General features: G+C 71.2%; 20 protein-coding genes. 15 read left to right on the forward strand and 5 right to left on the reverse strand.

Annotation, left to right across the window (positions count from 1 at the left end; translation table 11 throughout):
• The first annotated feature begins 3 nt into the window (after positions 1-3).
• From Vau01_RS09565 to Vau01_RS09600, 8 genes are all read left to right on the forward strand, one after another.
• Entirely contained in the window at positions 4-969 is a 966-nt protein-coding gene (locus Vau01_RS09565) for a threonine ammonia-lyase (protein WP_203989437.1), read from the forward strand.
• A gap of 9 nt (positions 970-978) precedes the next feature.
• Complete coding sequence (locus tag Vau01_RS09570; RefSeq protein ID WP_203989439.1) at positions 979-2,172, forward strand: FAD-dependent monooxygenase; 1,194 nt, start codon at positions 979-981, stop codon at positions 2,170-2,172.
• 57 nt (positions 2,173-2,229) lie between these two features.
• Positions 2,230-2,598, forward strand: coding sequence for a hypothetical protein (locus Vau01_RS09575; RefSeq protein WP_203989441.1), 369 nt, complete (start codon positions 2,230-2,232; stop codon positions 2,596-2,598).
• Positions 2,599-2,600: 2 nt separating this feature from the next.
• The gene (locus Vau01_RS09580; protein WP_203989443.1) at positions 2,601-3,272 is read left to right on the forward strand and encodes a hypothetical protein; all 672 of its coding nucleotides are present in this window, start codon (positions 2,601-2,603) and stop codon (positions 3,270-3,272) included.
• Between the two features lie 56 nt (positions 3,273-3,328).
• Entirely contained in the window at positions 3,329-3,646 is a 318-nt protein-coding gene (locus tag Vau01_RS09585) for a PadR family transcriptional regulator (RefSeq protein WP_203989445.1), read from the forward strand.
• Positions 3,643-4,653, forward strand: coding sequence for a hypothetical protein (locus tag Vau01_RS09590; protein ID WP_203989447.1), 1,011 nt, complete (start codon positions 3,643-3,645; stop codon positions 4,651-4,653). The genes Vau01_RS09585 and Vau01_RS09590 overlap by 4 nt, the downstream gene beginning before the upstream one ends.
• A gap of 14 nt (positions 4,654-4,667) precedes the next feature.
• Positions 4,668-5,876 (forward strand): TetR/AcrR family transcriptional regulator, encoded by a 1,209-nt coding sequence (locus tag Vau01_RS09595; protein WP_203989449.1) that lies wholly within the window; start codon positions 4,668-4,670, stop codon positions 5,874-5,876.
• Between the two features lie 74 nt (positions 5,877-5,950).
• Positions 5,951-7,768: an AMP-dependent synthetase/ligase gene (locus Vau01_RS09600; protein ID WP_203989451.1), complete on the forward strand. Its 1,818-nt coding sequence runs from the start codon at positions 5,951-5,953 to the stop codon at positions 7,766-7,768.
• On the opposite strand, the gene Vau01_RS09605 is transcribed toward Vau01_RS09600, so the two are convergent.
• A complete protein-coding gene (locus tag Vau01_RS09605) occupies positions 7,735-7,974 on the reverse strand; it encodes a cation:proton antiporter regulatory subunit (protein ID WP_203989453.1) in 240 nt (79 codons plus the stop codon). The two genes, Vau01_RS09600 and Vau01_RS09605, sit on opposite strands and share 34 nt — an antisense overlap.
• 227 nt (positions 7,975-8,201) lie before the next feature.
• Here Vau01_RS09605 and Vau01_RS09610 point away from each other — a divergent pair, with 227 nt between their 5' ends.
• A complete protein-coding gene (locus Vau01_RS09610; protein ID WP_203989455.1) occupies positions 8,202-9,188 on the forward strand; it encodes a sensor histidine kinase in 987 nt (328 codons plus the stop codon).
• On the forward strand, positions 9,185-9,850 hold the full coding sequence (locus Vau01_RS09615; protein WP_203989457.1) for a response regulator: 666 nt from the start codon (positions 9,185-9,187) through the stop codon (positions 9,848-9,850). Before Vau01_RS09610 ends, Vau01_RS09615 begins: the two co-directional genes overlap by 4 nt.
• Before the next feature lie 8 nt (positions 9,851-9,858).
• Here the strand turns inward: Vau01_RS09615 and Vau01_RS09620 are convergent, their stop codons facing one another.
• The 3 genes from Vau01_RS09620 to Vau01_RS09630 form a co-directional block, all read right to left on the reverse strand.
• Positions 9,859-11,145: an ArsB/NhaD family transporter gene (locus tag Vau01_RS09620; protein WP_203989459.1), complete on the reverse strand. Its 1,287-nt coding sequence runs from the start codon at positions 11,143-11,145 to the stop codon at positions 9,859-9,861.
• A 149-nt stretch (positions 11,146-11,294) separates the two neighbouring features.
• Complete coding sequence (locus Vau01_RS09625; RefSeq protein ID WP_203989461.1) at positions 11,295-11,753, reverse strand: CBS domain-containing protein; 459 nt, start codon at positions 11,751-11,753, stop codon at positions 11,295-11,297.
• Positions 11,754-11,907: 154 nt separating this feature from the next.
• A complete protein-coding gene (locus Vau01_RS09630; RefSeq protein ID WP_203990985.1) occupies positions 11,908-13,377 on the reverse strand; it encodes an aldehyde dehydrogenase family protein in 1,470 nt (489 codons plus the stop codon).
• Between the two features lie 92 nt (positions 13,378-13,469).
• On the opposite strand from Vau01_RS09630, the gene Vau01_RS09635 reads away from it, so the two are divergent.
• From Vau01_RS09635 to Vau01_RS09655, 5 genes are read left to right on the forward strand one after another with little or no spacing between them, the layout of a single operon-like run.
• Positions 13,470-14,594 (forward strand): acyl-CoA dehydrogenase family protein, encoded by a 1,125-nt coding sequence (locus Vau01_RS09635; RefSeq protein ID WP_203989463.1) that lies wholly within the window; start codon positions 13,470-13,472, stop codon positions 14,592-14,594.
• Positions 14,595-14,636: 42 nt separating this feature from the next.
• Positions 14,637-15,785, forward strand: coding sequence for an oxidoreductase (locus tag Vau01_RS09640; RefSeq protein WP_203989465.1), 1,149 nt, complete (start codon positions 14,637-14,639; stop codon positions 15,783-15,785).
• The gene (locus tag Vau01_RS09645) at positions 15,716-17,266 is read left to right on the forward strand and encodes an LVIVD repeat-containing protein (RefSeq protein WP_203989467.1); all 1,551 of its coding nucleotides are present in this window, start codon (positions 15,716-15,718) and stop codon (positions 17,264-17,266) included. Before Vau01_RS09640 ends, Vau01_RS09645 begins: the two co-directional genes overlap by 70 nt.
• Before the next feature lie 9 nt (positions 17,267-17,275).
• Positions 17,276-17,572: a CBU_0592 family membrane protein gene (locus Vau01_RS09650; protein ID WP_203989469.1), complete on the forward strand. Its 297-nt coding sequence runs from the start codon at positions 17,276-17,278 to the stop codon at positions 17,570-17,572.
• Positions 17,573-17,614: 42 nt separating this feature from the next.
• Complete coding sequence (locus tag Vau01_RS09655; protein ID WP_203989471.1) at positions 17,615-18,799, forward strand: cytochrome P450; 1,185 nt, start codon at positions 17,615-17,617, stop codon at positions 18,797-18,799.
• A gap of 15 nt (positions 18,800-18,814) precedes the next feature.
• On the opposite strand, the gene Vau01_RS09660 is transcribed toward Vau01_RS09655, so the two are convergent.
• Positions 18,815-19,156 (reverse strand): EF-Tu/IF-2/RF-3 family GTPase, encoded by a 342-nt coding sequence (locus tag Vau01_RS09660; protein ID WP_203989473.1) that lies wholly within the window; start codon positions 19,154-19,156, stop codon positions 18,815-18,817.
• Between the last annotated feature and the right edge of the window lie 21 nt (positions 19,157-19,177).

Below are 19,177 nucleotides of genomic sequence, written 5' to 3' on the forward strand. Positions count from 1 at the left end.
GACATGATCACCACGCGTCTCGATCTGGACCGGATCCGGGCGGCCCGCCGCATGGTCGACCCGGTCTTCCTGGACACGCCGCTGTATGAGTGTGACGCGCTCGGGTCCGTGCTCGGCTGCACCGTGAGCATCAAGCTGGAGACCGCGAACCCGGTGCGCAGCTTCAAGGGCCGGGGCACCGAACTGGTCGCCAGCCTGCTCGCCGAGCAGGGTCGCCCGGCCCTGGTGTGCGCCAGCGCCGGCAACCTCGGGCAGGCGCTCGGCTGGTCGGGCCGGCGGCGCGGGCTCGACGTCACGGTGGTGGCGTCGCGGCGGGCGCCGGCGGCCAAGCTCGACCGGATCCGCGCGTTGGGTGCGGCGCTGGAGATTGTCGACGGCGACTTCGAGCAGGCGCGCGAGCGGGCGTCGGAACTCGCGCGGCAGCGCGGGGTCCGGCTGGTCGAGGACAGCCTGGACATCGAGACGTGCGAGGGCGCGGCGACCATCGGCCTGGAACTGGCCGCCTTCTCATGTGACATGGTGCTGATCGCGCTGGGCGGCGGCGCGATGGCCACCGGGATCGGGCACGTGCTGAAGACGCTGTCGCCCGGCGTCGAGGTGGTCTGTGTGCAGCCCGCGGGCGCGCCCGCGATGACGCGCTCCTTTCACGCGCGGCGGGTCGTCACCACCGACTCGATGGACACGATCGCCGACGGGGTCGCCGGGCGGTTCCCCATTCCCGAGGTGCTCGACGACCTGCTGGCGGTGGCCGACGACGCGGTCCTCGTCCGGGAAGAGTCGATCGTCCGGGGGATGCGGATGCTGCTCGAACACGCCGGCCTGGTGGTCGAGCCGTCGGCGGCCCTCGGCGTCGCGGCCATCTTGGAGGACCCCGAGCGCTTCGCCGGCAGGAACGTGGTGACCGTCATCTGCGGCAGCAACGTCGACATCGACGCCTATCACCGGTGGGTCTTTGGCTCGCCGTCGTAGGCTCGTCGCATGTCACGATCGACCTCTGTGGCCGTCGTCGGTGGTGGGATCGGCGGGCTCGCGACGGCGCTCGGGTTGCTGCGGGCCGGGTTCGACGTCCGCGTCTACGAGCAGTCGCGCACGCTGTCGCAGGTGGGCGCCGGAATCCAGCTGGCGCCGAACTGTACCCGGCTGCTGCGCGGGCTCGGCGTCCTGCCGGCGGTCGAGCGGGTCGCGTTCGCGCCGGACGCGATCGAGTTCCGGCGATGGGACGACGGCCGGCTGCTGTCGGAGACGTTGCTCGGCGCCGGAATCGCCGCCACGTACGGCGCGCCGTACCTGCACGTGCACCGGGGCGACCTGGTCGGCGTGCTCGCCGACGCCGTCACCGCCGACCGGATCGAGACCGAACGGCGCTGTGTCGGGGTGACCCGGGACGGCGCCGGCGCCCGGCTCCGGTTCGCCGACGGCGGCACCGCGTACGCCGACGTGGTGGTCGGCGCCGACGGGATCCGCTCGGTGGTCCGCGAGACGCTGCTCGGGCGGGAGGACGCGCGGTTCACCGGCTACCTCGCGTACCGGGGGCTCGTGCCCGCCGAGCGGGTCGCCGCCCTGTCCCTGGAGCCGCGGTGCACGGTGCGGCTGGGCCCGGGCGCACACTTCGTCCACTATTTCGTCTCCGGCGGGCGGCTCCACAACGTCGTGTGCGTCATCGAGGAGACGTCGTGGACGCGCGAGTCATGGACCGATCCCGGCGATCCCGACCAGCTCCGGGCCGCCTTCGCCGGCTGGCACCCGGTGGTGGGCGCGATCATCGACGTCCTCGACGAACCGTTGCGGTGGGCGCTGTTCGACCGGCCGCCGCTGCCGCGATGGAGCAGCGGCCCGATCACGCTGCTGGGCGATGCCTGCCACCCGATGCTGCCCTACGGCGCGCAGGGCGCGGCACAGGCCATCGAGGACGCCGCCGTGCTGGCCACCTGCCTGACCGAGGCCGCCGGCCGCGACATTCCGGCCGCGCTTGTCCGGTACGAGACCATCCGACGCGGCCGGGCGACCCGGGTGCAGGAGATGTCCCGCGCCAATGGCGTGCGCTTCCACCTGCCCGACGGGCCCGACCAGCAGGCCCGCGACACGGCGATGGCGTCGGGTTTCGGAATCTCGCCCGAGATCGACTGGCTCTACGGCCACGACCCGTTGATTGCCGAACAGGCAACGTCCTGACACCTGCCCGGGCCGTGCAGGCACTACGATGTGCGCCTTGACGGAAGGACCCGGCCGATGACCCAGCCAGGATCGATGGACCCGTTCAGCACGTTCCTCAACGTCGACCGCGACAGCAGCGCCGAGTCAGCCGAGCCGCCGGCCGGGACGCCAGCCGGGACGCCAGCCGCGACGTCCGCCGAACCGGGCGTGACCCGGGCCGACGTCCTTCGCGCGCTGCTCGCCCGGCAACCGGGCGGCGGCCCCGTTCCGTTGCGGGACCTCAGCCGCGACCTCGGTGTCCGCACCACCCAGGTGGCCGTCCTGGTGGCCGGCCTCGACGAGGAGGACCTCGTGACGATCGGCGCCGCCGCCGACGACGACCTGGTGCAGTTGACCGCCGCCGGGGTGGCCGCCGCCGGTGCCGTCACGGACGAGGTGGCGTAGCCGTGTGGTCCTACATCGTCACCGCGCTGATCGGCGCCCTGGTCGGTGCCACCGAACTCGCGTCCCGGTACCGCGACCGCCCGGCCGTGCTCGTCGCGGCGCCCACCGCCTGGCTCTACGCGCTGCTGAACGCGGCCGCGGCGATGCTGGCCCTGCTGATCGTCAACTCGGCGGGCTGGAACTTCGGCGCGACCGACGACACCACGATCACGGTGCTGCGGATCATGGCGGCCAGCCTGTCGGCGATGGCGGTGTTCCGCAGTTCGTTCCTCACCGTCCGTCTCGGTGACACCGACGTCGCCGTCGGGCCGGCCACGCTGCTCACCACGCTGCTCGGGATCGCCGACCGCTCGGTCGACCGGCGCCGGGCCGCCGACCGCACCGTCACCGTCACGAAGATCATGGCCGGGGTGTCGTTCGAGCGGTCGCGGCTGGCGTTGCCGACGTTCGTCCTCACCCTGATGCAGAACGTTCAGCCGGCCGAACAGCACGACCTCGGAGTGGCCGTCGAGGCACTGTCGGTCAGTCGAATGAGCGATACCCAGAAGGCGTACGCGCTCGGTCTGCTGCTGATGAACATCGCCGGTCCCGCGGTCGTGGCCGCCGCGGTTGCCGCGCTGCGCAAGGAGATCGGACCCGACGCCGTCGTCCCGGTGGCTGACCGGCCGATGTAGGTCGCGGGTCGAACGGACGATGTCCACCCGTTGTCTATCTATATAGAGTTAGGCCTGTGACCCGATCCCGGCGACCGTCGGCACAGACCCTCCTGGTGGTCAGAGCTTTGGCCGTGCAACCCGACACGTGGCGGTACGGCTACGAGTTGGGTCTGGAGATCGGCCTGAGGGCCGGCTCGTTGTACCCGATCCTGATCCGGCTGTGCGATCGCGGTCTGCTGGAAGCCGCCTGGGAGAGCGATCCGCCACCGAACCGACCGCCACGGCACCTGTACCGGCTGACCGGTGACGGTGTGCGGTGGATCGCCGCGGTCACGGCCGCACCCGCACCGCGTGCCGCCACCGAACTCCGGACCCTGCGGGAGGCGTGGTGACAACGCAAGGAAGGCCGGATCTGCCGAGCCGGGTGCTGGCCGCCGCGGTGCGCGGGCTGCCTGCCGAGCGCCGTCACTGGGGCCTGGCGATGCGCGCGGAACTGGTCGCGGTCAATGCGCGGCGAGACCGGTGGGCCTTCGCCTGGGGCTGCGTGCAGGTGACCGCGGCACAGACCCGGGTCCTCCGTGCGGGCCTGCACCTCGGCGCGGTACTGGCCACCCTCGGGACGGTGCTCGCCTGGGCCGCCACCGTCGACTACCCGCCGCTGTTCTGGGGCCTGACCATGGTGATGTCGGTGCTGGCAGTGGTGTGCTGGCAGGCGCGGCGGACGGCGATGCTCGGCCCGGTCGGAGACGGCCGCACCGCGTGGCTGCTGCGCGTCGGCGGCTACCTGGTCGCCGGTGCGATCGCCGCGATCGCCCTGGCTCACGCGCACCCCGCCACCGTGTCCGCCGCCGAGGACGGCACGGGCGTGCTCGTCTTCGCCGTGGTCGGAGCCAGTTGCGTGCTCGGTGTAGCCACAGTGTGCTCCCGGCGCTCGGCGGCCACGGCACGGGTGCTGGCCACCGCCGCCGGTTGCGGGCTCGCCGGCGCCGCCGGGTGGCTGGCGACCACCGTGCTGGCGCCGCCGATCCCACCCTCGACGGGGTGGGCGATCACCCTGGCGGGCCTCGCCGCGGTCGCCGCGGTGGCAGTGAACTCCGGCGGGTCCCACACCCCACGGCGTGGTCTGCTGGCGGCGCTGCTGGCTGCGGTCACCACGATGGTGCTGATCTTCGTGACCGTCGAACTGCTGGCCCACTACGGACCGGAGAGCCTCATCCCGGACGTCACCCCGCACGCCCTACCTGCCGACCGCGTCAGCGAGAGCCGCATCGAGATCGTCGACCCGTACATCCTGCTCCTCACGCTCGGTGCCCTGTTCGCCACGACGCTCAGCGTCGCCGGCCTGGTGACCCGCGTGACAGGTTGGTCCGACCGCAGGGTCGCCATCACCCCGAGGTAGCTACGCTCGACCCCGTGCACGCGACGGAGGTGACCCGCACAGCCCGGCGGCCGAAGAACCGCAAGGCGCAGATCGCCCTGGCCGCCGCCGGGTTGTTCTGCGAGCGCGGGTACCACCTCGTCGGGGTCGACGAGATCGCCGCCGCCGTCGGGATCAGCGGTCCGGCGGTGTACCGGCACTTCCCCACCAAGTACGCGATCCTCGTGCACGCGTCGCGGGAGCTGATCGCCGGAATCCTGGCGGCCACCGAGGTCGACGACGTCGACGATGACGACCTCGGCCGGCTCGACGCGATCCTCGGTGGCCTGGCCCGGTTCGCGGTCGAGCAGCGGTCGGTGGGTGCCTTGTACCAGTGGGAGTACCGGTATCTGGCGCCGGAGCACCGGGCCGAGTTCCGCGTCGCGCTGGCCACCGTCGTCGAGCGGATCGCCGGGCCGCTGCGCGCGCTGCGCCCGGGGCTCAGCGGCCCGACCGCCGACCTGTTGGTGCGGGCGGCCCTGAGCACGTTCGGCAGCCTGTCGACGCACCGGGCGGCCGTGTCGCGCGGTCGCGCCGAGCAGACGCTGCGGCGGCTGGGCTGGGCGATGCTGCGCGCCGACGTCGCGGATCCGGTGCCGACGGCGGCGGTGCCGGGCAAGGGCATCGGGGACGGCGAGGGGACGGGCGTGCGGACCGCGTCCCGGCACGAGATCCTGCTCACCGAGGCGATCCGGCTGTTCCGCCGGTTGGGCTACCACGCGGTCGGCATGGACGACATCGGCACCGCGGCCGGCATCAACGCGTCCAGCGTCTACCGCTACTTCCCGAGCAAGGCCGACCTCCTCGCCGCGGCGTACTACCGCGCGTCGGAGCGGCTCGCCGCGAGGAAGGAGTCCGCGCTGAACGGCGCGACCGACGCGCCCGAGGCGCTGCACCGGCTCGTCGACTCCTACGTGACGTTCAGCTTCGAGCAGAGCGACCTCGTGTCGGTGTACGTGTCGGAGAACAACAATTTGCCCGACCACGACCGGCACCAGTTGCGCCGCACCCAGCGGCTGCACGTCGAGGAGTGGGTGCGCCTGCTCACGACGGTGCGGCCCGGCCTGCCGGCGGTCGAGGCCCGGTTGCTCGTGCACGCCGCGCTCAACCTGGTGAGCGACCTCGGCCGGGCCGTCCGGTTCGCCCGCGGCGCGGGAACCGAGGCACTCGTCACGACCCTCGCCGGGATCGGCCTGAACGCCTGAGTTTGTTAACCGGCGTTCGCACTACCTGAAGCGAGATACTTCCCGTCAAGTTAACCATCGTTTACAGTGCCGGAATGAGCCCCAGCGGCAATCTGCAGCGCTGCGCGGCAACCGCCGCCGGCCTCACCATCCCCAACCTGTTGCACCGCAACGCCACCCGCTACGCCGACCGCCCCGCCCTGACCACGCTCGGCGCCGACGACACGCTCACCTGGGAACAGCTGCGGGACCGGGTCGCCGCCGTCGCCATGGGCCTGCACGACCTCGGGCTGCGCGCCGGCGACCGGATGCTGATGATGATGCCCAGCCGCGTCGAGCACTGGCTGGTCGACCTCGCGGCCGTGCACCTGGGCGCGGTTCCGTCCACCGTCTACGCCACCCTGAGCCCCGACCAGTTGCGGTACCTGGCGCAGCACAGCGACGCGCGGCTGCTCGTCCTCGACGGCGCGGCCGAACTGGAGCGGTGGCGGCCGCTGCTCGCCGAAGCCCCGAACCTGCGACACGTCGTGGTCATCGACGGGGAACACGACGGCACCGTCCCCTTCCGGCAGGTGCTCGCCGCCGGCGAGCAGGCGCACCGGGCCGATCCGGCGGCGTTCGAGAAGCGGTGGCAGGAGGTCCGGCCCGAGCAGCCGGTCACGGTGCTGTACACGTCGGGCACCACCGGGGACCCGAAGGGCGTGCTGCTCAGCCACCACAACGTCGTCTACCAGTCGGTGGTGCTGGAGGCGACCGTCGACGTCCCCGATCACGCGCCGTCGCTGGCCTACCTGCCGCTGGCACACATCGCCGAGCGGATGCTGGGCGTCTACAACCCGATCTACCGCGCCGGCCACGTCACCGTGTGCCCCGACCCCGCGCGGCTCGCCGAAGGGCTCAAGGCCGTGCGGCCGGTGTCGTTCTTCGGTGTTCCCCGGGTCTGGGAGAAGATGGCCGCCGGCATCCAGGCCTACGTCGCGGCGGCCGACGAGCAGGTGCGGACGGCGTTCGCGGCCGCGAGCGCCGCCGCGCTGGAGGCCCACCGGCTGCGCGAGGCGAAGCGGCCGGTGCCGGCCGAACTCACCACGAAACTGGTCGCGCTCGACACGGCCGTGCTGCGCCCGGTCCGGGCGATGCTGGGACTGGACCACGTGCAGTGGGCCGGCAGCGGCGCCGCGCCGATCCCGGTCGACGTGCTGCTGTTCCTCGCCGGGCTCGGCGTCGACGTCCTCGAGGTCTGGGGAATGACCGAGACCACCGGCACCTGCACCATCAACACACCGACCGACTTCCGCACCGGCACGGTGGGCCGGGTCAACACCGGCATGGACCTCAAGCTGGCCGACGACGGCGAGATCCTGGTGCGCGGGCCGCTGGTCTGCCTGGGATATCTGCGCCCCGACGGCACCGTCGAACCGGTCACCGACGCCGGCGGCTGGCTCGCCACCGGCGACGTCGGCACCCTCGACGCCGACGGGTACCTCACCATCACCGACCGCAAGAAGGAACTGCTCATCAACTCCAGCGGGAAGAACATCTCGCCGGCACAGATCGAGAACCTGCTCCGGGCGCACCCGCTTATCGGCCAGGCGGTGGCGATCGGCGACCGCCGGCCGTACGTCACCGCACTGATCGTGCTCGACGAGGACGCGGCGCCGGTGTGGGCCCGGGCGCACGGCATCGCCGACCCGACGCTCCCCGCGCTCGCCGCCGATCCGGTGCTGCTCGCCGAGATCCGGGCCGCGGTCGAGGTGGCCAACGCCAAACTCGCCCGCCCCGAACAGGTCAAGGCGTTCCGGGTGCTACCGACCGCGTGGACACCGGAGTCCGGCGAGCTGACGCCCACACTGAAACTGCGCCGCCGCATCGTCGCCGACCGCTACGCGGCGACAATCGACGAACTGTACGGCTGAGTGGCGAACAGCAGATCGGCCACCTGGTCGGCCTCGATGGCGTCGAGGACGACCGCGTGCGCGGCGCGCTCTGGATCGTCGGTGTCGTAGAAAACAAGGTCGCGACGACCGCTGTGGTGGCACACCACGCCGACGCGTTGGCGGCGCGTGGTGGTGGCGGTGTGGCAGACGCCGACTCCGGGCAGTGCGACGCGTTCGATGATCACGATCGTCTCCATCCTGTACGCGGCCGTGGCACTCCACCGTCGCCCGACCCGGCGGCCGGTGCCATCCGGGGCGACACCCAAATGTGGTGCGGGCCGCCCGGTAGGCACCGCCGGTCGGGCGGAGACGGGCAGGATGGGTGTCAGCCCCGATGACGGGGCCCGCATCGGCCGGCACGCTGGAGACGGCGTGTCGATAGGACGCGGGCGCACCAGGTGATGAGGAGGCCATGCGAGGTTCCCTGTTCTGGCGGATCTTCCTCCTCAACGCGGCGGTGCTGATTGCCGCCACCGTGCTGCTGCTCCTCGGTCCGGTCACCGTGTCCACCCCGGTACTCGTCCGGGAGGTGCTGATCCTGGCCGTGGGGCTGGCCGCGATGCTCGCGGCCAACGCCGCCCTGCTGGGCATCGGTCTCGCGCCGCTGGCCCGGCTCACCCGAACCATGAGCACCATCGACCTGCTACGCCCCGGGCACCGGCTGGCGCCCACCGGACACGGCGGCGTCGCTGAACTGATCACCACCTTCAACACCATGCTCGACCGGTTGGAAGCCGAACGCGCCACCAGCGCCGCCCGCGCACTGTCGGCCCAGGAGGCGGAGCGGCACCGCGTCGCGCAGGAACTGCACGACGAGATCGGGCAGACCCTCACCGCTGTGCTGCTGGAGCTCAAACGGGTGGCCGACCACTCACCGCAGCCGGTCCGCGATCAGTTGCGCCAGGTGCAGGAAACCACCCGCAACAGCCTGGACGAGATCCGCCGCATCGCCCGCCGGCTGCGTCCCGGCGTGCTCGAGGAACTCGGCCTGACCAGCGCGCTCCGGGCGCTGGCCACCGAGTTCGGCGCGACCGGCCTGGCGGTACGCGGCACGTTCGACAACGACCTACCCGACCTGAGCCGCAACGTCGAGCTGGTGCTCTACCGGGTCGCGCAGGAGGGCCTGACCAACACCGCACGCCACGCCGACGCCCACCACGTCGAGTTGACGCTGCACCACCACGTCGTCGCCTCACTCGGCGACAAACCAGCGTGGGCCGGTGTCGAGTTGTCGATCCGCGACGACGGGCGCGGACTGCGCGACGCCGAGGAAGGAGCGGGAATCCGCGGCATGCGCGAACGCGCCCTGCTCATCGGCGCCGACCTCGCCGTCGGTTCCCACGCCGGCGGCGGCACCGAGGTCCGGCTGCGGGTCCCGCGCCCGGCGGTGCGGCGATGACCGCGCCCGCGACGCCACCGACCCGGATCCTGCTCGCCGACGACCACGCCCTGGTACGGCGCGGGGTACGGCTGATCCTGGACGGCGAGGCCGACCTGACGGTCGTGGCCGAGGCCGCCGACGGCGCCGAGGCCATCGAACAGGCCCGCGCCACCCGACCGGACCTCGCCATCCTCGACATCGCCATGCCCCGGTTGACCGGCCTGCAGGCCGCCCGCGAACTGTCCCGCCAGCAACCGGACCTGCGCATCCTGATCCTGACCATGTACGACAACGAGCAGTTCTTCTTCGAGTCCCTGCGGGTGGGGGCCTCCGGGTACGTGCTCAAGTCCGTCGCCGACCGGGATCTGGTGGAGGCCTGCCGCGCGGCCATGCGCGGCGAACCGTTCCTCTACCCCGGCGCCGTCACCGCGCTCATCCGCAGCTATCTGGAGCGGGCCGCGTCCGGCGACTCGATCCCGGCGCGCGCCATCACCGACCGCGAGGAGGAGATCCTCAAACTCGTCGCGGAGGGCTACTCCTCGAAACAGATCGCCGAACTTCTGTTCATCAGCGTCAAGACCGTCGAGCGGCACCGCGCCAACCTGCTGGCCAAACTCGGCCTCCGTGACCGCCTCGAACTGGCCCGCTACGCCATCCGCGCCGGCCTCATCGAGCCGTAGCCCACCCGCTACATGAAGTACCGGATCCAGACGTAGAGCCAGGCCAGCACCGAACTCAGCAGCGTCACCCCGATGCCGTACTTGGTGAACTGCCAGAACGTGATGGGGTTGCCGGTGCGGGCGGCGATGCCCACGGCGACGACGTTCGCGCTGGCGGCCACCGCCGTCCCGTTGCCGCCGAAGTCCGCCCCGAGTGCGAAGGACCACCACAGCGCCCGTCCGGTCTCCTTGTCCGGTGCCTCGGCGGCAACGCCCTCCACGATCGGCGCCATCGTGGCCGTGTACGGGATGTTGTCGAAGAACGCACCGAGCACCGCGGAGCCGAACAACAACGCGGTGGCCGCCAGGAAGTAGTTGTCCCCCACCGCGTCCACGGCCCAGGTGCCGATGACGCCGATCACTCCGGTGTGGACGAGCCCGGCGACCATCACGAACAGTCCCATGAAGAAGACCAGAGTGGCCCACTCGACCTCGCGCAGGACGTCGCTGAGGTCGGCGCCGCTGACGAGCAGCATCACCCCCGCGCCGACCAGCGCGACGACAGCCGGATCGATGTGCAGCACGGAATGCAGCCCGAACCCGAGCACGACGCCGGCGAAAACGATCAGGCAGCGACGCAGCATGCCCGCATCGGTGATCGCGCGCCGCTCCTTGAGCGCCATCACCGCGTCGACGTGGTCGGGGTGGTACTGGAACGAGGAGCGGAACAGCAGCCGCGTGGCGAGCACGAACACCACGAACACGACGGTGACGATCGGTGCCATGTGTACCAGGAAGTCGACGAACGTGAGGCCGGCGCGGCTGCCGATGATGATGTTCGGCGGGTCACCGATGAGGGTGGCGGCGCCCCCGATGTTGGAGGCGAGCACCTCCGCGATCAGGTACGGCCGGGCGGCGATGTTGAGCCGCTGGCACACCACGACGGTCACCGGAGCGACCAGCATGATCGTGGTGACGTTGTCCAGGAACGGCGACGCGATCGCGGTGATGAGCATCAGCATGACCATGAGCCGGTACGGTCGGCCGCGTGACTTCTTCGCCGCCCAGATGGCCAGGTAGTCGAAGACCCCGGTCTGCTTGACGATCCCGACGATCACCATCATCCCGAAGAGCAGGAAGATGACGTTCCAGTCGATGCCCTCGTGCTCGGAGAAGAACACGTCGGCACCGGGGACGAGCCCGAGAACCGCCATCGCACCGGAGGCGACGAGGACCACCTTGACCTTGTCGACCTTCTCGCTGGCGATGAAGATGAACGCCACCACGAAGATCGTCAGCGCCAGGGCGGCGGTCACGGACCGTGCCTCGGTGGTCCGGTCCGGACTGTCGTCAACACCGATGCGGAGACGGTGGATGCGCGCACGAGGATGACCTCCGGTCGCGGGGCGGCCCCCGCGGCGGCGTCACCGGCGGCGGCACGTGAACAGGTACGGGCGTGCCGACGTCACTCGTCGGGGCCGAAGACCGCCAGGCTCGTGATCAGCCGTTCGAGCGTGATCGCACCGACGAGCGCACCGTGGTCGTCGACCACAGCGACGAGTGGACTGTGCTGGCGCGCCATGAGCGCGGCCACCTCCAGCAGCGTCGCGTCGGAGCGGACGGTGACCGGCCGGCTGGACGTGCGGGGTACACATTCGCCCACGGTCAGGTCACCGAGTTCGGTCCAGAACCGGTCGGCGTGATCCTCGTCGACCACCCGGGCCAACGCCGGGTCCTCCTGGTAGGACTTGGGAACGGCAAGCCGCAGCACCTGGGATCCGGGCAGCACCAACGTCGGCCGCGACCGCCCGTCCACGACGATCAACCCCGGCAGGCGGCTGACCGCCATCACCCGCACCGCCTTGGCGACCGGATCGTCGACCGTGACCGTCGGCACGGGCACCGCGATATCGCGTGCTTGCATGGCAACAACCCATTCGGTGTGACGATCCAGCCCTGTCATCGCGTGTTCCCTGGCCATGCCTGCCAGTCTCTGCACAGCGGGGCGAAGCCACCATCGGCACCAGCACCCATTCCCGACGGGGACGGGCCCTACTGTTCCACCATCGCGTGCCGCGTCAGCGGCCGTGCCGGAGGGCGAAGAGCTTCACGGCGCGCGACATCGCGGCCGGTTTCCGGTCGAGCGTCATCAGGTCGATCGGGGCGCGGAAGCGCTGCCGGGTCACCGCGTGCGGGCGGGAGAACTCGCGCAGCCCGTCGGCGCCGTGGATCCGGCCGAACCCGGAGTCGCCGACGCCGCCGAACGGCAGTGCGGGAATCGCGGCGAACCCGAGCACCCCGTTGACCGAGACGGCGCCGGTGCGCAGCCGGCCGGCGACCTCCAGCGCGCGGCGACCGTCGCGGGAGAACACCGACGCGGCGAGCCCGAACCGGGACGCGTTGGCCCGTCGCACCGCCTCGTCGAGGTCGGCGACCCGGTTCACGACGAGCGTGGGGCCGAACGTCTCCTCGGTGACCGCGGTGCTGTCCTCGGGCACGTCGGTGAGCACGACCGGCTCGACGTACGGCGGGCGGACGGAGTCGACGCCACCGACGACGGCCCGCGCGCCCCGGCCCAGCGCGTCGGCGATGTGCCCGCGCACGACGTCGGCCTGGGTGGGTGTGGTCATCGGCCCGTACCGGGCGGTCTCCTCCGCGCCGGGCGCGACGTGGGCGGCGAGTGCGGCGAGCCGGCCGAGGAAGTCGTCGTAGACCGAGTCCACGACGTAGACCCGCTCGACGCCCGCGCAGGTCTGCCCCGCGTTGCCCAGCCCGCCGAAGACGGCGGCCCGGGCGGCGGCGTCGAGGTCGGCGTCGGCGGCGACGATGAGCGCGTCCTTGCCGCCGGCCTCGATGACCACCGGGGTCAGCGTCTGCGCGCACGCGGCCATGACGCGCTTGCCGGTGGCCGTCGACCCGGTGAACGCCAGCTTGTCGACGCCCGCGACACACAGCGCCGCACCCGTGCGGCCGTCGCCGGTGACCACCTGGAGCACGGGATGCTCGGGGACCGCCTCGCGCCACCGCTCGGCCAGCCACACGCCGACCGCCGGGGTGAACTCGCTCGGCTTGAACACCACCGCGTTGCCGGCGGCGAGCGCGTACGAGATGGACCCCATCGGCGTGTAGACCGGGTAGTTCCACGGTCCGATGACGCCGACGACGCCGAGCGGCTTGTACTCCAGCGTCGCCGCCAGGTTCGCGGCGAGGATGCCGGAGCCGACCCGGCGCCGGCGCAGCACCGGACGGGCGTTGCGCGCGGCCCAGTCGAGGTGCTCGACGGCGAGCATGACCTCGAGCACCGCGTCGCTCTTCGGCTTGCCGGTCTCGGCGCGCACGACGTCGGCGAGGTCGTCGATCCGCCGCGCGAGGAGCCGCTTCCAGGCGAGCAACCGGTGGCGTCGCCCGGCGAAGCCGAGGCCGGCCCACCACTCGGCGGCCGCCTGCGCGCGGTCGACCGCCGTCGCGACGTCGGCCGGGTCGGCGATGTCGTACTCCCCCACCAGGTCGCCGGTGACGGGGTGGACGGAGCAGAGGCGTGCGGCCATCGGGTGGTCCTTCAGGGACGTCACGGATTTGATATTTGATATGCTACGGTCGTTGTCAATCCCTTGCCGTGCCGTCTTTCTGGAGCGACGCGATGCCGATTGACCTCACTGACGAACAGCGCGCGTTCGAGCGCGGCGTCGAGGAGTTCTGCCGCCGCGAGGCGGGCACCCGGGAACAGCGCGGAACCGAACCGCACCACCCGGGCATCTACCGGAAGATGGCCGACCTCGGCTGGCTCGCCGCCCCGATTCCCGAGGAGTTCGGCGGTGCCGGCGGCGGCATGGTCGACACCTGCCTGTTCCTGGAGACCACCGCGCGCATGCAGGCGCCGATCGGCGGCTTCACCACGTCCATCATCGTGGCCGCCGCCTACGAGCGGTTCGGCTCGCCGGACCAGAAGAAGCTCGTCCTCGGCGGCGTCGCGACGGGCAGCGTCGAGGCGATCGCGATGTCCGAACCGGGCGCGGGGTCCGACGTCGCCGCGATGACCTGCCGGGCCGAGCCGACCGACGGCGGCTACCTCATCAACGGCCAGAAGACCTGGTGCTCCAACGCGCATCTCGCCGAACGGATCCTGCTCGTCGCCCGCACGTCCGGCGGCGCCGGCGACCACAACGGCATCACCATGTTCTGCGTGCCGGCCGACGCGGCCGGCCTCCGCATCCACCCGATCGACACGATGGGCGGCCGCGAGGTCAACGACCTGTACTTCACCGACTGCTTCGTGCCCGGGCACGCGGTCGTCGGCCGGGTCGACCACGGCTGGCACCAGCTGATGGCCGGCCTCAACGCGGAGCGGCTGATCCTGGCCGCCGTCATGCTCGGCACCGCCCGGCGTGCGTTCGACGACACGGTCACCTACGTCAGCCAGCGGCACCAGTTCGGTCGGCCGGTCGGCAGCTTCCAGGCGCTGCGGCACCGCATCGCCGACCTCGCCACCGACATCGAGTGCAGCCGCCTGCTGGTGTACAACACGGCCGGCCTCGTCGACCGCGATCCGGGCACGGTGCTGCGGCGGGAGGCGTCGATGGCCAAACTCAAGGCGACCGAGACGGCCAAGCGCGTCGCGCTGGAGGGCATGCAGATGATGGGCGGATACGGCTACTCCACCGAGTTCGACATGGAGCGGCTGGTCCGCGCGAGCCTGGTGTCCACTGTGTACGGAGGCACCAGCGAGATCCAGCGGGAGATCATCGGCAGGACCTACGGATTGTAGAACGTGTTCTCATTTCCGCCGTGAACCGCCTACGATGCCGTCGTGGACCCGTTTCTACCGGCGACGCTCGGACCGTTGACGGTGCGCAACCGGATCATCAAGGCGGCCACCTTCGAGGGGCGGTCACCGAAGCGGACCGTCACCCCCGACCTGGTCGAGTTCCACCGGCGGATCGCGGCCGGCGGCGTCGGCATGTCCACGGTCGCGTTCTGCGCGGTGTCGCTCGACGGCACCACCGACGGGCACCAGCTCGTCCTCACCGACGACGCCGTGCCCGGCCTGCGGACGCTGACCGACGCGATCCACGGCGAGGGAGCGGCGGCCGCCGCGCAGATCGGCCACGCGGGACCCGTCGCCAACGTCCGCGGCGTCCCCGCGCTCGCACCGTCCGCGATGGTCACCCCGGCGTTGAAACGCGCCCGCGCGGCGACCGAGGACGACCTCGACCGCGTCGTCGGCGCGTTCGCCGCCGGCGCCAAACGCCTTGCCGAGGCGGGTTTCGACGCGCTGGAAGTCCACATGGGACACAACTATCTGATCAGCGCGTTCCTCAGCCCCCGGCTCAACCGGCGCCGCGACCGCTGGGGCGGCCCGCTCGACAACCGGGCCCGCCTGGCCCGCCGCGTGGCGCGCGCCGTGCGCGAGGCGGCACCCGCGCTCGCCGTCACCGCGAAACTGAACATGGCCGACGGCGTCCGCGGCGGCCTCGACGTCGACGAAAGCCTTGCCGTGGCCGGGATGCTCCGCGACGACGGCACGCTGGACGCCCTCGAACTGACCGTCGGCAGCTCGCTGGCCAACCCGATGTTCCTGTTCCGCGGGCCGCCGCCCCGGCGGGAGTTCGCCGCCACCCTGCCGCCCGTGCTGCGGCCCGGTTTCGCGGTGGCGGGCCGGTTCCTGTTCCGGAACTACCCGTTCGAGGAGGCGTACCTGCGTCCGCTCGCGCGCCGGTTCCTCGCCGAGGTACGCATGCCGCTGATCCTGCTCGGCGGCATCAACCGGCTCGACACCATCCGCGACGCCCTCGGCGAGGGGTTCGCGTTCGTCGCGATGGCCCGCGCCCTGCTCCGCGAACCCGACCTGGTGAACCGCATGCGCGAAGGCGCGGCGTCGGCGGCGACGTGCGTCCACTGCAACAAATGCGTGCCGACCATTTACCGACGCACCCGGTGCGCGCTCGACGACCCCTGAAAGCGCTTGGTGCGGATAGCCGCACCTCTGAACCCGTGGTGGCACGGTTGATTCGATGCACCGCGGTCGATCAGCCTGAAGCCATGACTTCTGCAATCTTCCGACGGCGTCACGTACGCCGGACCCTCGTCAAGACGGCCGTCGCAGCCGTCTCCGTGGCGATGACAGCCGGATCGGTCGGGGCAGCTCACGCCGCGCCGTCTCGGCGTGTCGGGGTCAAGGCCGCGAGCGGGTCCGAGGCGGTCAAGGGCGTCCAGCGGGTCGGCGGTGTGAGCGTCAAGGGCGTCATCTCGTTGGTGTTCCTCGACTATGGCGGCGAGCACAACAAGCGCTCCATCGTCTTCGCGACCGGAAAGTTCGGGCTGAAGGCCTACGACATCACCGCCGACCCGACCCGGCCGACGCTGGTCGGCGAGCTCAACATGCCTGGCCTGCGGGAAACCGAGGACACCAACGTCGACCCACGGCGGAAGCTCATCTTCCTGGCCCGGGACCCGACGGCGTTCGGCGGGGACGAGGAAACCGGCGAGTCCGGTGTCTACATCATCGATGTCGCCGACCCGGAGCATGTGCGGCAGCTCGCCTACGCGAAGGTCCCGGCCGGACACACCACGAGCTGTATCAACGACTGCTCGTACCTGTGGACCTCGGGGGCGGGCCGGGCGAGTTGGATGCCCCCCGAGTGGGGCGGCCGCCCGGTGTGGGTGACCGACGTCCGCAATGCGCGCGAGCCGAAGACGTATCCAGATCCGATCGACACCGGACGCCACGACGGCGTGACCGACGGCGTCCACGACGTCCAGGTCGATTCGGACGGCGTGGCCTGGACCTCCGGGCGCGGCGGCGTCCGCGGTTACCACACCCGCGGCGAGCACTACGATCCGGTGGCCAAGCGGGTCCGTCGCGCCACCGCAGTCGACCCGGTGCCCTACGCCGGGGGCGGCATCGACGAGGCCGCGAGTGGGGGCTCGTGGGAGCACAACAGCTATCGCCCGGTCGGCAGGACGGGGGATCAGGCGGCCGACCCGGAGAAGTGGGGCGACGGCAACCTGATCTACGTCACCGATGAGTACTGGGTCGCCAACAATTGCGCGGCGGCCGGGCCGCTGGTGATCGCCTCCTTGGAGGGTTCGTACGACGGTCAGGGCTGGCGCTCGACGCCAGACAACAAGTTCCGGCTGCGGACCATCAGTACCTGGCGGGTGGCCGGGCAGGAAGGCAGCGACCCCACTACCGACGACTGCGCGGCCCACTACTTCGACGTCCGCGACGGCGTGCTGGTCCAGTCCTTCTACGCCCAGGGCACGCGATTCCTGGACGTACGGGACCCCACGAATCCACGCCAGATCGCCTACTACCGGCCGGCAAACGCCCAGTCATACCAGCCATACTGGCGCGGGGAATATGTGTACGTCGCCGACGAGCAACGCGGCATCGACATCCTCCGTCCGACTTTCCGCGTCGGCCGGTTGGCGATATAGGTTCGCACCATGACTCAGGTGCTCTCGATTGTTGGAGCGTTCTTCGTGTTGGCCGCCTTCACCGGCCTGCAGTTGGGTCGATTGGACGTCGAGAGCGCTACCTACCAGGTGCTCAATCTCCTGGGAGCGGGCGTGCTGACCGTCACGGGCCTGCTCACCGAGACATGGGGATTTGTCTTGCTCAACGGTGTCTGGACAGCGATCTCGATCGTCAAGTTGGTCCAGCTCGCTCGGGGTGTCGGCGGCGAATCCCGCACGGAGGATGGACCGACGGACGACAACGGGCCCTTTCACTCCGAAGGCTGAACGATCGGAACGCCGCCGTCTCCGCGCTCTATGGTGATGGCTGTGGCTGACCTCGATCTGTACGGATCCGCCTTCCACACCGATCCGTACGGCGAACTGGCCCGGCTCCGCGCCCAGGACTGGTACGCCGGAACGGCCATCGGGATGGCGGTTCTGCGCTACCACGAGGTGCAGACGCTGTTGTCGATGCGGGAACTGCGCACACCCGGCGCGGATTTCCTTGCCGTGCAAGGGGTCACCGACGGGCCGCTGGTCGACATCATGCGCGGCTTCCTCCTCAACGCCGACGGCGCGGCGCACGCCCGGGTCCGTCGCATCGTGAACACCGCCTTCACCACCCGCCGGGTGGACGGCTTCCGGCCGACCGTGGCGGCGATCGCCGACGACCTGATCGATGCCATGGTGACGCGGGAGGAGTGCGACTTCGTCGCCGCCTTCGCCGAGCCGTTCGCGCTGCGGGTGCTGTACCGGTTCGTCGGAATCCCGGAGGACCGGCGGGCGGACCTGCAACGGTGGACGGCCGATGTCGGCCTGATCTTCGGGTTCAGCGTCGTCGAGCACCGCGACCGGATCGGGGACGCGCTGCGCAATCTCGACCTGTTCCTCGACGGCCTGATCGCCGAGCGGCGCGCCGCACCGCGTGACGACCTGCTGAGCGTGCTGGTGACCGCCGAGTCGCTCACCGACGCGGAGTTGCGGGCGATGGTCATCACGCTCATGTCGGCGGGGCAGGGCACGGTGCAGCACCAGCTCGGCAACGCGATGGCCGCGTTCCTCGCCCACCCGGACCAGTGGCGGCTCCTGGCCGAGCGGCCCGACCTCGCCGCCGGCGCCGCCGAGGAGGTGGTGCGGTACTGCCCGTCGGCGCTCCTCGGCGTCCCGCGGGTGGCCAAGGTCGACGTCGAGCTGAACGGTCTGACGCTCACCGCGGGCAGCTGCGTGCTGCCGGTCACCGGCTCCGCCAACCGCGACGAGACGGTCTTCGAGCGCCCCGACACGCTCGACATCACCCGGGCCCGGACCGGTCACCTGACCTTCGGCGGCGGCATCCACTTCTGCCTCGGCGCGGCGCTGGCCCGGCTCGAACTGACCGAGGCGCTACCCCTGCTGGCCGCCAGGATCCGCGACCCGCACAGCGCCGGACCCGGCACGTGGCTCCCGCCGACCGAGGCGGTGTACGGCCCGTTGAACCTGCCGATCCGGTACACGCCCGTCAGCCGGCCGTGATTCAGCCGGCCGTGATCAGGTCAGGACGACGTCGCCGCCGCTGATGTCGTCGCGGGTGACCCCGCGGAACAGCAGGCCGACGTTGTCGCCGACGCTCGCCTGCGTGGTCTTCTTCCGGAACATCTCGATGCCGGCGATCTCGGCCGCGAGCGGGGGCCGCCCCGCCCGCTCGATCGTGACCCGGGCGCCGACCGCGACCGCGCCCGACCCGACCATCCCGGTGACCACCGTGCCGCGCCCGGTGATGAAGAAGACATCGTCGACGACCATGCGGAAACCGGAACTGCCAGGTGACGTCACCGGCCCGCTCTCGGGCACGGTGAACAGCTCTTTGCTCCGTCGCTTGAACAGTCCCACGCCGACCACGATAGCGGTCGG

This window comes from Virgisporangium aurantiacum (assembly GCF_016863635.1).
Lineage (GTDB): Bacteria > Actinomycetota > Actinomycetes > Mycobacteriales > Micromonosporaceae > Virgisporangium > Virgisporangium aurantiacum.

Coding starts and splice junctions, on each gene's coding strand:
- Vau01_RS09565 (WP_203989437.1), top strand. CDS start 4: ATGATCACCACGCGTCTCGATCTGGACCGGATCCGGGCGGCCCGCCGC.
- Vau01_RS09570 (WP_203989439.1), top strand. CDS start 979: ATGTCACGATCGACCTCTGTGGCCGTCGTCGGTGGTGGGATCGGCGGG.
- Vau01_RS09575 (WP_203989441.1), top strand. CDS start 2,230: ATGACCCAGCCAGGATCGATGGACCCGTTCAGCACGTTCCTCAACGTC.
- Vau01_RS09600 (WP_203989451.1), top strand. CDS start 5,951: ATGAGCCCCAGCGGCAATCTGCAGCGCTGCGCGGCAACCGCCGCCGGC.
- Vau01_RS09610 (WP_203989455.1), top strand. CDS start 8,202: ATGCGAGGTTCCCTGTTCTGGCGGATCTTCCTCCTCAACGCGGCGGTG.
- Vau01_RS09615 (WP_203989457.1), top strand. CDS start 9,185: ATGACCGCGCCCGCGACGCCACCGACCCGGATCCTGCTCGCCGACGAC.
- Vau01_RS09625 (WP_203989461.1), bottom strand. CDS start 11,753: ATGCAAGCACGCGATATCGCGGTGCCCGTGCCGACGGTCACGGTCGAC.
- Vau01_RS09630 (WP_203990985.1), bottom strand. CDS start 13,377: ATGGCCGCACGCCTCTGCTCCGTCCACCCCGTCACCGGCGACCTGGTG.
- Vau01_RS09635 (WP_203989463.1), top strand. CDS start 13,470: ATGCCGATTGACCTCACTGACGAACAGCGCGCGTTCGAGCGCGGCGTC.
- Vau01_RS09650 (WP_203989469.1), top strand. CDS start 17,276: ATGACTCAGGTGCTCTCGATTGTTGGAGCGTTCTTCGTGTTGGCCGCC.